This is a genomic window from Changchengzhania lutea (genome assembly GCF_006974145.1).
Classification (GTDB): Bacteria; Bacteroidota; Bacteroidia; order Flavobacteriales; family Flavobacteriaceae; genus Changchengzhania; species Changchengzhania lutea.
In genome coordinates this window covers 2,142,304-2,156,069 of sequence record NZ_CP039456.1, presented here as the reverse complement: position 1 = coordinate 2,156,069, position 13,766 = coordinate 2,142,304, and the positions used below count along the sequence as shown (strand labels likewise).

The window sequence follows — 13,766 nt, the reverse complement described above, 5'->3', positions numbered from 1 at the left end:
TCTATTGTTAATGCGCTTTATCAATTAAATTTACTTCTACAGCTCCCGTATCCTTAAGCAATGCTGCCAATTCAGCTTCGTTATCATTAACGGTGATTTCCATTAAAAAATGGTCGTCTGTGGTTCTAGGGTCTGGGTTTTCCGCGTTTTTAAAAGGCCACATTCTAGAGCGTAAGTAAAAGGTGATAACCATTAAGTGCGCTGCAAAGAACACCGTTAACTCGAACATGATAGGTACAAAAGCCGGCATATTTTGCAAATAACTAAAACTTGGTTTACCACCAATGTCTTGTGGCCAGTCTTCAATCATAATGAAATTCATCATTAAAATAGCAACGATTAATCCTATACAGCCATACATAAATGAGGTTATGGCAATACGTGTTGGCGCTAATCCCATAGCTTTGTCCAGTCCGTGTACGGGGAATGGTGTATATATTTCTTCGATGTGATATCTTTCTGCCTTTACTTTTTTAACAGCAGACATTAATACATCATCATCAGTATAAATAGCGTGAATTACTTTTGAAGCTTCCATATGCTACTTTAAATTTTTGTTTCGTTGTTAGTATCTTCAGAAGTTCTAGCATCTACAGCTGTCCCTGCTAAACTTTCTCCACCTTCTCTAATGCGTTTGTACCGCTCTCCAGATGATTTTAATATTGTTTTAACCTCTGCCTGCGCAATTACTGGGAATGTTCTTGAATACAATAAGAATAACACAAAGAAGAATCCTATAGTTCCTATAAATATTCCAATATCCACATATGTTGGTGAAAACATGGTCCATGAAGATGGTAAATAATCTCTATGTAAGGAGGTTACAATGATTACAAAACGCTCAAACCACATCCCAACATTTACGACAATAGAGATGAAGAATGAGAACATAATACTTGTTCTTAATTTCTTGAACCACATGAATTGCGGCGAAAACACGTTACAGCTCATCATTAATAAATACGCCCACCAATAAGGCCCTGTTGCTCTGTTTAAGAAAGCGTATTGTTCGTATTCTACACCAGAATACCAGGCGATGAATAATTCTGTAATATATGCCACACCCACTATAGAACCCGTAATCATAATTACGATGTTCATTAACTCGATGTGTTGTACGGTGATATAATCCTCTAGGCTACATACTTTTCTCATGATTATAAGAAGTGTGTTTACCATAGCAAATCCTGAGAATACCGCACCAGCAACAAAGTAAGGCGGGAATATAGTTGTATGCCAACCTGGAATTACCGATGTTGCGAAATCAAAAGATACAATAGTATGTACAGAAAGCACTAAAGGTGTTGCTAAACCGGCAAGTACTAAAGACACCTCTTCAAAACGTTGCCAATCTTTTGCACGACCAGACCAACCGAAACTCAATAGTGAGTAAATTTTCTTTTGGAAAGGTTTAATAGCTCTATCTCTAAGCATGGCAAAATCTGGTAATAAACCTGTCCACCAGAAAACCATTGAAACTGATAAATACGTTGAAATCGCAAATACATCCCAAAGCAATGGTGAGTTAAAGTTTACCCAAAGTGAACCAAACTGATTCGGAATTGGTAATACCCAATATGCTAACCACGGACGACCCATGTGAATAATTGGAAATAATCCGGCTTGTATTACCGAAAAAATAGTCATCGCTTCCGCAGAACGGTTAATCGCCATTCTCCATTTTTGACGGAATAATAAAAGTACTGCAGAAATAAGTGTTCCTGCGTGACCAATACCTACCCACCAAACAAAGTTGGTAATATCCCAAGCCCAACCTACGGTTTTATTCAAACCCCAAGTTCCGATACCTGTCGATATGGTATAAATAATACAACCTATTCCCCAAAGGAAAGCTGCCAGTGCAATTGAAAATACAATCCACCAAGATTTATTTGCCTTTCCTTCAACAGGGCGTGCCACATCCACAGTAACATCGTGATATGATTTTTCGCCTGTAACTAAAGGTCTTCTAATAGGTGCTTCGTAATGAGACGCCATTTTTTATTGTTTATTTGTTTATTTGCTTACTTGTTTAAAAATTATAATCCTTTTTAACTTTTAAACCATTAAACTTTTTACTTATTTATGCTTCGGTTGTATTTCTCACCTTAGTCTGGTACTGCACATTTGGCTTAGTACCCACGCTCTCTAATAAGTGATACATACGATTATCTTTTAAAAGCTTTGCAACTTTTGAATCTTTATCATTAATGTCTCCAAAAGTCATGGCACCATTATTACAAGCTGCCGAACAGGCTGTTTGGAATTCACCATCTTCAATGAGGCGACCATCACGTTTTGCATCTAAAATGGTCTTTTGTGTTTTTTGAATACACATAGAACATTTTTCCATCACACCACGAGAGCGCACAACTACATCTGGGTTTAATACCATACGACCTAAATCATCATTCATATGATAGTCAAACTCATCATTCCCATTATATAAAAACCAGTTGAAACGACGTACTTTATATGGACAGTTGTTTGCGCAATATCTTGTACCCACACAACGGTTATAAGCCATATGGTTTTGACCTTGACGACCATGAGACGTTGCTGCCACAGGACAAACCGTTTCACAAGGTGCATGATTACAATGCTGGCACATAACTGGTTGGAATGCTACTTGTGGATTCTCAGAACCAGATTCCATTTCCCTTAATGCCTGTTTCGTTCCGGTAAACCATCCTTCCGAATTTTCCTTCCTAGCATTATCTCCTTCAAATGATTCTTCCGACGAATAATATCTATCAATACGCAACCAGTGCATATCACGGCTACGGCGTACTTCAGTTTTACCAACTACAGGTACGTTGTTTTCAGAATGACACGCAATAACACAAGCACCACAACCGGTACACGCATTCAAGTCAATGGACAAGTTGAAATGATGCCCAATAGAACGATCAAACTCATCCCACAAATCTACATCGGGCGATGTCACAGGAGTCTCAACATGATTTAAAGATACTTTAGGAATTGGGTTCCAATACTCTTTATCTTTGGTATTGAAAATCTCTAAAGTGGTTTCTTTAATAATGTCACCACGACCCATTAATGTATTATGTAGCTGTACAGAAGCAAATTCATGCTCGCCTGCTGCAGCTTCAATAGTTACATGTTGAACGCTATTAAAATTATTATATAATGCATAGGCATTAACACCTGTTTGCATGGCTTCTTTTAAACCTTCTGTTCTTCCATAACCAAAAGCCAAACCTACAGAACCATTTGCTTGACCCGGCTGGATCATGACTGGTACTGTAATCGTTTTTCCATTTGCTGTAACATTGGCATAACTACCATTTAATGCACCATTGGCAACATGCACATTTACCAAACCTAATTGGTCTGCATCTGCCTTAGACATGGTTAAATAGTTATCCCAAGAAGCTCTAGTTAAAGGATCTGGAAATTCTTGTAACCATGGATTGTTGGCTTGTTGCCCGTCACCCATACCTACTTTGGTATATAATGTTAATTCAAAGCCTTCCGATTTGGACGACGCAGCTAATGCATTCGCCACATTTCCTGAAGGTGTTTCTGCTGTAACTTCTGCTTCTGTAGTATCTGCTGTTTCAGTAGAAATACTGCCAACATAAACTCCATCATGCAAGGCTTGATTAAAGGAATTACCGCCTAAAATACCACCGTTCCAAGCTTCCTTGATATAATCGTAATAAGACATATCATTTCCAGTCCACAATAGTAATGCGTCTTGAAATTGTCTCGTATCAAATAATGGACGAATAGTAGGTTGCGTTAACCCATAATGCCCTTTTCTGATTTCAACATCGCCCCAAGATTCTAAATAGTGCGGCGTTGCTGCAATATATTGTGTTGCTGAAGCTGTTTCATCAGCTTTCATGGAAAATGCAATTGATAATTCTGTCTTACTCAGTCCTTCAGTAAATTCTGAAGGATTCGGTAAAGTATACATTGGGTTTACACCACTCATGATGATTGCCCCAACGTTTCCAGCTTTCATATCTGTAACTAACTTAGCCACGGCCTTATCATTACCTTGTCTTGTTTTAACTGGTGCCGATTTATCAAAAGCCTGACTTCCTAGAGAAGCATTAATATCAAGAGCAACAGTTTGCGCATTCACATCTTGAATGCCTGTAATTACCAAACCTTTACTTCCTGCTTTCTTTAATTCTGAAGCTGCGCTTTTAACTGCCGCTTCTATATGATCTGGTAAGTTTCCTGTTACAGAACCTCCTACAATATAACTGTGTAGTTTTGCCAACGCAATTTTTTGTTGTGTTGGTGTTAATGGGATTCGGTTATCTGCATTTGCTCCAGAAAGCGACATATTAGATTCAAACTGAATATGACGCGACATCTTACCTTGCTCTGGTATTCTGTTTTTTGAATATGCGGAATCATAACCGCCACCTTGCCAATCTCCTAAGAAATCTGCACCAACAGATACAATGGTCATGGCCTTTCCGAAATCATAATTCGCTAAACCACGCTCACCGTACTTCGCTTGATAAGCATCTAATGTAGCAGATTCTGAAACGGCATCATAAATAACATGACGTACGTTTCCATATTTTTCTTTAAACTCGGAAATTAATTTACTGGTTGAAGGACTTGCAAAGGTTTGTGTTAATAACACAATCTCTTTACCAGCAACTTTTAAGTCGGTTAATTTTTGATTTGTATCCGCATCAAACGTACTCCAAGAAATAGCATCACCATCTTTTTTAGGCCCTTGGATCCTTAAACTATCGTACAGTCCTAAAACGGATGCATTCACTCTGGCATTAGCACCACCGTTGGCAGTTGCCATGGCATTGTTTTCAATTTTAATAGGACGCCCTTCTCGAGTTTTTACTAAAACACTAGCAAAATCAAATCCATTAGCAATGGTTGTGGCATAATAATTTGCAACACCAGGGATAATTTCTGTAGGTTGAACTACATAAGGAATAGATTTAATTACTGGTCCTTCGCAAGCAGCTAATGACGCTGCTGCTGTACTAAAACCAACGTATTTTAAGAAATCGCGACGCGTTGTAGCCGTTGCTTCTAATGTCTCTTTATTACCTAAAAATTCATCAGTAGGAATTTGCTCTACAAACTCGTTTTGTTTAAGCGTCTCAACAATAGAGCTATTTTCGTTTAGCTCTTCAACACTTTTCCAGTATTTCTTGTTTGATGACATATTGTTTACTAGTTATTAGTTGTTAGTTATTAGTTATTAGTATCTCTCTAAAAAACTAAAACTTTACTTTTTAAATTAATAATGACACTTACCACATTCCAAGCCGCCCATTTGAGCTGCGGTCAATTCATCTACACCATATTTTTTAGATAATTCTTCGTGTATTTTGGTATAGTAAGCATTGTCTTTTACATTCACATTTGTTGTTCTGTGGCAGTCAATACACCACCCCATAGTTAATGGCGCATGTTGATACATGACTTCCATTTCCTCAACTGGACCGTGACATGTTTGACATTCCACACCTGCTACAGTAACGTGTTGCGAGTGATTGAAATACACAAAATCTGGAAGATTATGAATACGCACCCATTTTACTGGCTGTGTTTCCCCTGTATATTTTTGTTCGGCATCGTCCCAACCGGCCGCTTTGTATAATTTTTTAATCTCACCATCGTAAAACTCCTTAGTATATTCTGCAGAGGTTTCACCGGTGTATTCATAAATAGATTTGTGGCAGTTCATACACACATTTAAAGACGGAATACCCGAATGCTTACTCACCCTTGCTGAAGAGTGACAGTATTTACAATCGATACCATTATCCCCTGCATGGATTTTATGCGAATAGTGAATAGGTTGCACAGGTTCATAACCTTGATCAATACCAATTTGCATAAAATAACCAAACGCAAAATATGCACTGGCTAACAAAAAGAATATAGATACAACAATCATTAAAAATTGATTTTGCACGAAAGCTTTCCAAAGCGGTGTTCTTTTAGTTTCCGCTTCAATTTCAATATTTTGAGCAGTTGCAAAACGACGTAATGTTTTGTTTACTAAATATAAACCAATTGCTAAAAGCGCAAATAAAATAGCTAGTGCTCCTAAAATGATTTCATTAGAAATACCGTTTGAAGCTGTAGCCCCTTGAGCTGTAGCCCCAGTACCATCTGCTGCTGCAACCGGTGCTGCTTTTTCCTCAGCTGTATACGCTAATATATCGCTGATATCTTGGTCTGAAAATGACGGATAAGCTGTCATAGCTGCTCCATACTCTTTAAAAATCTTGTTTGCGTAAGCATCTCCTGATGCAATGACTGCAGCGCTATTACGAATCCATGCTGCTAACCAGTCTCTACCCAAGCCTTCCTGTTCAGCTAAACGCGTTTCTACATTACGTAAAGCAGGCCCCGTCATTTTCTTGTCTAATTTATGACATGCGGCACAATTGGCATTAAATAAAGATTTTCCTTTTGTTGGATCTCCTTCCTGAGCTGAAAGTGAGGTTGTAAACGCTAATAAAATCATTAAGCTAAAACGAAGAATGGTATTGCTCAATTTACGGTGAATCACCTGTCTCATCTATTAATATTTATTTTTTTAGAGGTTAGATGCAAATCTATATTAACAGTTATAACACTGTTATTCCTCATTTCATATTATTGGTTATATAAACTTCTCAACTTTGGTACGGTTTTTTCATATAGAATATGACAAGAAAAAACAGTCGCAAAACTCACGCAAAAGTAATACTTAAAGTCGATTTGAGAAATGTAGAGAACTGTTAATTGCTAATTTAGAGGGATTCTAAATAATAAAACAGCATGCTATATAGTTTATAACTAATACATTTGCATAAATACATTTAAAAATAAAACCGATGAATTTGAAAATTAAGATATTAGGTGTTTTTTGTTTTGCTTTGGCCTGCAATTATGGTTTTTCACAGCAAGGCCATGTCACCATAAATCAAAATAAAAACATCCCGAGACTCCTGAATGTTAAAAAGGATATGAATAAAGATGAAAACGAGTCCAATCGTTATAAAATTCAGATTTATTCAGGCAACCGATCTGGCGCACAATCTGCACAAAGCTCATTTTATAGCTCCTTTTCGGGGTTTCGCCCTACCGTACAATTTGAATCTCCTAATTTTAAAGTGTGGGCTGGGAGTTTTGGCACGCGCTTAGAAGCAGACCGCGCTTTATTGCGCATTAAACGGGTTTTTCCTAGTGCTTTTATATTTAAGCCTAAAAAGGCTCAGAGTTGACGGTACACATATAATAATAAAAAAGAGCGACTAAATTGAATGAATAGTCGCTCTTTTTTTAATATAAACTTTATTTTGTGCATTACTTAAGTTTCTTTTTAACCTCAACTTCATGGAAGGCTTCTATGATATCACCTTCTTTAATGTCGTTGTAGTTTTTAATTTGCATCCCACAGTCGTAACCTTTAGAGACTTCCCTAACGTCGTCCTTAAATCGTTTTAACGAAGCCAGCTCACCTGTATAAACAACTACACCGTCTCGAATTAATCGGATACCTGAGTTTCTAAATATCTTACCATTGGTGACCATACAACCAGCAATACTTCCAATTTTGGTGACTTTAAAGATCTCTCTAATTTCAGCCGTACCGGTTATTTCTTCTTTAAGCTCTGGAGACAACATACCTTCCATCGCATCTTTAAGATCGTTAATAGCATCATATATAATGGAGTATGTTCTAATATCAATTTCTTCTTTATCAGCAATTGATCTGGCATTTCCAACTGGACGTACATTAAATCCAACAATAATGGCATCAGAAGCAGACGCTAATAATACATCACTTTCTGTAATGGCACCTACACCTTTATGTAAAATATTCACTTGAATTTCTTCAGTAGATAGTTTTTGGAATGAATCTGTTAATGCTTCCACAGAACCATCTACATCACCTTTAAGAATAATATTCAATTCCTGGAAATCACCCAATGCGATACGACGACCAATTTCATCAAGTGTAATATGACGTTGCGTTCTTACCGATTGCTCACGTTGTAATTGTGCACGTTTTGTTGCAATTTGTTTCGCTTCACGCTCATCTTCAAATACATTAAATTTATCACCTGCCTGAGGCGCTCCATCGAGTCCTAAAATAGATACTGGCGTTGACGGTCCTGCTGCTTCAACATCATTACCACGCTCATCATGCATCGCTTTTACCTTACCACTGTGCTGACCCGCTAATACGTAATCACCAACTTTTAAGGTTCCCGCCTGAACTAATATAGTGGATACGTAACCACGACCTTTATCTAAGAACGCTTCAACAACAGTTCCAAGTGCTGGCTTATTAGGGTTTGCTGTCAGCTCTAACAATTCTGCTTCCAGCAATACTTTTTCAAGCAATTCTTTAACGCCTGTTCCTACTTTAGCCGAAATATCATGCGATTGAATTTTTCCACCCCAATCTTCAACTAATAGGTTCATTTGTGCTAAACCTTCTTTAATCTTTTCTGGATTCGAATCTGGTTTATCTATCTTATTAATAGCAAAAACAATAGGGACTCCTGCTGCCTGAGCATGCGATATGGCCTCCTTAGTCTGTGGCATAATATCATCATCTGCTGCTGCTACAATTATAGCAATATCTGTAACCTGAGCACCACGCGCACGCATGGCTGTAAAGGCCTCGTGACCTGGTGTATCAAGGAAAGCGATTTTTTGACCCCCTTCTAACTCTACGCCATAAGCACCAATATGCTGTGTAATACCTCCCGACTCTCCGGCAATAACGTTTTCTTGACGAATATAATCTAGAAGCGATGTTTTACCATGATCTACGTGACCCATTACCGTTACAATGGGAGCACGTGGTTTTAAATCTTCTGGTTTGTCTACGAACTCCTCTATAGACTCTTCAATATCAGCTTTTACAAATTCAACTTCATAACCGAATTCCTCAGCAACAATAGATAAAGTTTCAGCATCTAAACGCTGATTCATTGTTACCATCATGCCCAAAGACATACATGCTGAAATAATTTCAGTTACGCCAACATCCATCATGGTAGCCACCTCACTCGCAGTTACAAACTCTGTAACTTTAAGTGTTTTGCTTTCTGCTGCTTCTATTTCTTGATCAATTTCTGATTGCTCTTTGTGTTGATCTCTTTTATCTCTTCTGTATTTTGCGCCTTTACCTTTGTTAGATTTGCCTTGTAATTTCTCAAGTGTTTCTCTTACCTGCTTCTTTACATCTTCTTCACTAGGCTCTTCTTTAACAATAGGACGTCTTGCTTGACCTGGTTTTCCTCTAAATCTGTCGTTTCCTCCAGTTCTTGGTCCGCCACCTCTACTTGGTCCATTTCCAGGTTGTGAGCCACCAACTTTACTTATGCGGCGTCTCTTTTTCTTATTGGCATCAGACGATCCTGCCTTAGCATCCGTCTTTTTATCGTCTTTCTTCTTTTTAGGCTTATTAAATTTTGATAAATCAATTTTATCGCCTGCAATAGTAGGACCGCTAAGTTTTTTATATTGTGTTTTTAATTTTTCCTCGGTAACAGTATCGCCATCAATTATAATTTCCTTGGACTCTTCTTTTGAAGGATCTGCAGGTTTTTTATCTGATTTAGGCGCATTTGCCTTTGGTTTTTCTTCTTTAGCCTTAGGCTTCGCCGTTTTAGGAGCTTTAGCTTGTGGAGTCTCAGCTTTAACCTCCTCAGTCTTGGGCGTTTCAGTTTTAACAGCTTCTGCTTTAACCTCCTTTACTTCAAGCTCTTTTACGGGCTCTTCTGCTTTTGAAACATCCTTTTTAGCTTCTGCCTTCTTAGGATTTAAATCAATTGTACCAACTTGCTTTGGACCCGAAAGTACTTTGCTTGCTCTAACAACTTCATCTCTTTTGGCTGCCTGCTTTTGTCTTTCTTCAAGTTCACGCTCGCGTTGCTCACGCAACACTTCCTTCTCTTTAAGTTTTGCTTCGCTAACTTCCTGAGAGGCTACTTTTTTATTTGCATCTGTTTCAAATTCATCAGAAAGCAATTTATAAGTTGCCTCTGAAATTTTTGTAGTGGGACGCTTCTCTATTTCGACACCGTTAGAATCTAGAAATTCTACAGCGCGATCTAAAGAGATATTAAGCTCGCGTAATACTTTATTTAATCTAATTGTTTCAGCCATAAATCGCCTTTAAAATACTCAAATATATGTTATTCTTCAAATTCTTCTCTCAGAATTCGAATAACGTCTGTAATTGTTTCTTCTTCTAAATCTGTTCTCTTAACCAAATCGACAACCTCTTGCTCTAAAATACTTTTAGCGGTATCTAATCCAGCTTTGCTAAACTCATCAATAATCCAACCTTCAATTTCATCAGAGAATTCTCTTAATTCCACATCTTCCTCTGCGCCTTCTCTAAATACATCGATTTCATAACCAGTTAGTTGACCGGCCAAACGGATGTTGTGACCTCCTCTACCAATTGCTTTACTAACTTCCTCTGGTTTTAAAATAACCTCGGCACGTTTAGTTTCTTCATTGATTTTTATAGACGTTACTCTAGCAGGGCTTAATGATCTCGTAATAAATAACTGCAAGTTATTGGTGTAATTAATAACGTCAATATTTTCGTTACCCAATTCACGTACAATACCATGAATTCTTGAGCCTTTCATACCTACACATGCTCCAACTGGATCTATTCTATCGTCATAAGAATCAACCGCTACCTTGGCTTTTTCACCTGGTATTCTAACCACTTTTTTTATGGTAATCAACCCATCGAAAACTTCTGGTATTTCCTGTTCAAATAATTTCTCTAAAAATGCTGGGGAACTTCTAGACATGACAATCGTTGGTTTTGCTCCTTTAAGCTCTACGCTGTCTATCACACCTCTTACATTATCACCTTTTCTAAAGAAATCTGAAGGGATCTGTTTGTCTTTTGGCAATACTATTTCATTGCCTTCATCATCTAATAAAATAACAGCTCTGTGGCGAATATGGTGTACTTCTGCTGTATATATTTCGCCTACTAAATCTTTAAATTGCTTATAGATTATTGTGTTATCATGCTCATGGATTTTAGAAATTAAATTTTGGCGTAACGCTAAAATGGCCCGTCTTCCTAAATCGATAAGTTTGACTTCTTCTGATACATCTTCGCCTACTTCGAAATCTGGTTCTATTTTACGGGCTTCGGTCAGCGATATTTCTTGGTTTGGTTCTTCAACTTCACCATCGGCAACCACAATTCTATTTCTCCAAATCTCTAAATCCCCTTTGTCTGGATTAACAATAATGTCAAAATTATCATCATCCCCATATTTCTTTTTTAAGGCACTTCTAAATACATCTTCTAAAATTGCCATTAACGTGACTCTGTCAATGAGCTTATCGTCTTTGAATTCTGAAAAAGATTCAATTAACGCTACATTTTCCATAACTCTTATTGAATTAAAATTTAATCATAACTTTTGCTTCTACAATATCTTCATAAGCAATGTTTACTTGCTTTTTTACAGTCACCTTACCTTTACCTATAGGTTTTGGTTCTCTAACTTTCCATTCTAATGAAATCATAGTATCCGTTGCATCTGTAATGGTTCCCTCCAATACATCCGAAGCCGTTTTTACTTCAAGCAACCGTCCTATGTTTTTTTTATACTGCCTTTTATGCACTATGGGCGCTGTTGCCCCAGCAGACATCACTTCTAAAGCGAAATCCTCTTCCTCCCTATCAAGATTGTGCTCAATGGCTCGACTTATAAACATACAATCTTCTACCAATACCCCGTTATCGCCATCTATGATGACTTTAATTTTATTATCTGCTTGGATAGAAAAATCTATCAGAAATAAATCTGGCCGCTCAACAAGAGCAGCGTCTAATAAATTTTGGACCGTAGTTTTGAACATTTTTTAGTATAAAAAGAGGGGACTTCCCGTCCCCTCATTTTCTTGTTTCGCCTTTCAACGGTGCAAATATATACTATTTTTATTGATTTTTAAAGTATTAATCTATAAATTTATAAGCATACTAAATAGGCTATACATGAAAAAAATACTAGTGCCCACAGACTTTTCCTTACAGGCCGATAATGCCCTAGATGTCGCTGTACAATTGGCAAAAAAAAACCAATGCGAACTTCACCTTTTACATGTTTTGGAACTGCCACTGCATAAAGTGGATGCCTTAAGCACATATAACGATTTACCAGAAGCCGTGTTTTTTATGAAATTGGCTCGTAAAAAGTTTGACACATTAAGATCCAAAAGTGATTTAAACGGTATTGAGGTATACGAGCACGTGGAATTTCATGACATATTTAAAGGCGTATTTCAAGTTTGCAAAAAGCAACATATTGATTTAGTTGTTATGGGGTCTAATGGCGTAAGTGGTCTAAGGGAAATGCTTATTGGGTCTAACACGGAAAAGGTAGTTCGCACCTCTGAAACCCCCGTGTTAGTGATTAAAAACAAGCATGACAGCTTCCAAATTAAGGATTTTGTATTTGCTTCTGACTTTAAAGAGGAAAGCAAGAAGCCTTTTGAAAAAGCATTGCATTTCGCTAAATTATTTAAAGCCAAAATGCATTTGTTGATGGTAAATACGCCTACTAAATTTTTATCTACTGAAGAGGCAAACACGAGGATTCAAGATTTTATATCAATGCGAAAAGCTCTAGACTATGAGGTTCATATTTATAATGATGCTACTATTGAAAAGGGCATTATGCATTTTTCAGCTTCTATAAACGCCGATTTAATTGCAATGAGCACCCATGGTAGACAAGGCATTTCTCATTTTTTTAACGGTAGTGTGAGTGAAGATTTAGTAAATCATGCCAAACGCCCTGTGATGACTTTTAAGATTTGACACCTGTTTAAAATAGTATACTCATCTAGATTAAAGCAATAACAATTAATTTATAAATTTTAAAGCCTCACTTTGGCACATGCCTGGTTCGAGACTGTTGCTGAGCATTAAAGTCATAAACTCCAAATCAGTTTCACTATAATTAGAATTTTCAATGGTTTCATGAAACATACTTGTATCATCCAAAACAGTGTCATTTATTAGTCCGAATGCCTGTCCCAACTCTTCTCTTATAATATGCTTTTGAGTGCTTAAATCTGGATTATTTATAACGTCAATACAAATACTAGCCTTCACGATCTCAAAAGAAGTATTCCAAAGTATGTTAGCAAATCCACGAGCATCTTCAGCTAAACCCAAAGCACTGGGTTCAATATCTACTATATAATCAGGTTTTAATCCTAAAAACAGAATCAAGTTGGCATTATCCATATCTTGAACAAGACGCACTTTTAAATCCGTATTTAAGTCGGATATTTCGGATATAATAACATTTATCTCATTCATCGTTTCCGTTGGTGCATTGCCTACAATATATATAGAAATATCGTTGTTCCATTTTCTAAGCTCCTCACTACCACCACCAAATTCCTGATTAAATGCTAAATCTAAAAATAAGGTCTCTTTGAAATTTAATGTCGATGTATCAATATTTTCACAGCTTACACTGTCAAGCCTTTCAGTAGAACAAGCGAAAACAAAAAAAACTAAGATTAGTAGGCCATAATTCTTCAGATGTCCACTAACATTAATCGCTTTTCTATTTAATTTAAAGCCCATGTATTTTTATTTTTAAAATTAATCAAAAAAATCAATTAAAAACGTTTTGCTTTAATTCATTGCTTAATTAAGATAAAAAAGAAGATAGGTTTTTATACTTAAGTGATATAAAAAGAAAATCCTAACCAAAAATTGATTAGGATTTGTTATT

10 protein-coding genes are annotated in these 13,766 nt (G+C 36.9%); 2 read left to right on the top strand and 8 right to left on the bottom strand.

Annotated features, from left to right (window positions below):
* Positions 1-7: 7 nt before the first annotated feature.
* The 4 genes from FAF07_RS09785 to FAF07_RS09770 all read right to left on the bottom strand — a co-directional run bounded on the left by FAF07_RS09785 (position 8) and on the right by FAF07_RS09770 (position 6,547).
* Positions 8-538 (bottom strand): DUF3341 domain-containing protein, encoded by a 531-nt coding sequence (locus FAF07_RS09785; RefSeq protein WP_142784940.1) that lies wholly within the window; start codon positions 536-538, stop codon positions 8-10.
* Between the two features lie 8 nt (positions 539-546).
* On the bottom strand, positions 547-1,998 hold the full coding sequence (gene nrfD / locus FAF07_RS09780) for an NrfD/PsrC family molybdoenzyme membrane anchor subunit (protein WP_142784939.1): 1,452 nt from the start codon (positions 1,996-1,998) through the stop codon (positions 547-549).
* A gap of 85 nt (positions 1,999-2,083) precedes the next feature.
* Positions 2,084-5,179: a TAT-variant-translocated molybdopterin oxidoreductase gene (locus FAF07_RS09775; RefSeq protein WP_142784938.1), complete on the bottom strand. Its 3,096-nt coding sequence runs from the start codon at positions 5,177-5,179 to the stop codon at positions 2,084-2,086.
* A 75-nt stretch (positions 5,180-5,254) separates the two neighbouring features.
* Positions 5,255-6,547, bottom strand: a complete 1,293-nt coding sequence (locus FAF07_RS09770; protein ID WP_142784937.1) for a c-type cytochrome — start codon at positions 6,545-6,547, stop codon at positions 5,255-5,257.
* A 298-nt stretch (positions 6,548-6,845) separates the two neighbouring features.
* On the opposite strand from FAF07_RS09770, the gene FAF07_RS09765 reads away from it, so the two are divergent.
* Positions 6,846-7,235 (top strand): SPOR domain-containing protein, encoded by a 390-nt coding sequence (locus FAF07_RS09765; RefSeq protein WP_185956412.1) that lies wholly within the window; start codon positions 6,846-6,848, stop codon positions 7,233-7,235.
* An 82-nt stretch (positions 7,236-7,317) separates the two neighbouring features.
* Here FAF07_RS09765 and infB read toward each other — a convergent pair whose 3' ends face one another.
* Genes infB through rimP form a run of 3 tightly spaced genes read right to left on the bottom strand, consistent with a single transcriptional unit; the run spans position 7,318 to position 11,874 of the window.
* Positions 7,318-10,137 (bottom strand): translation initiation factor IF-2, encoded by a 2,820-nt coding sequence (gene infB, locus FAF07_RS09760; RefSeq protein WP_142784935.1) that lies wholly within the window; start codon positions 10,135-10,137, stop codon positions 7,318-7,320.
* A gap of 29 nt (positions 10,138-10,166) precedes the next feature.
* Positions 10,167-11,399: a transcription termination factor NusA gene (gene nusA, locus FAF07_RS09755; RefSeq protein WP_142784934.1), complete on the bottom strand. Its 1,233-nt coding sequence runs from the start codon at positions 11,397-11,399 to the stop codon at positions 10,167-10,169.
* Positions 11,400-11,412: 13 nt separating this feature from the next.
* Complete coding sequence (gene rimP / locus FAF07_RS09750) at positions 11,413-11,874, bottom strand: ribosome assembly cofactor RimP (RefSeq protein WP_142784933.1); 462 nt, start codon at positions 11,872-11,874, stop codon at positions 11,413-11,415.
* Between the two features lie 136 nt (positions 11,875-12,010).
* Here rimP and FAF07_RS09745 point away from each other — a divergent pair, with 136 nt between their 5' ends.
* Positions 12,011-12,835 carry a universal stress protein gene (locus FAF07_RS09745; RefSeq protein WP_142784932.1) on the top strand — a complete coding sequence of 275 codons (825 nt, stop codon included), beginning with the start codon at positions 12,011-12,013 and terminating at the stop codon, positions 12,833-12,835.
* A gap of 45 nt (positions 12,836-12,880) precedes the next feature.
* Here the strand turns inward: FAF07_RS09745 and FAF07_RS09740 are convergent, their stop codons facing one another.
* A complete protein-coding gene (locus tag FAF07_RS09740) occupies positions 12,881-13,615 on the bottom strand; it encodes a DUF2927 domain-containing protein (RefSeq protein ID WP_142784931.1) in 735 nt (244 codons plus the stop codon).
* Between the last annotated feature and the right edge of the window lie 151 nt (positions 13,616-13,766).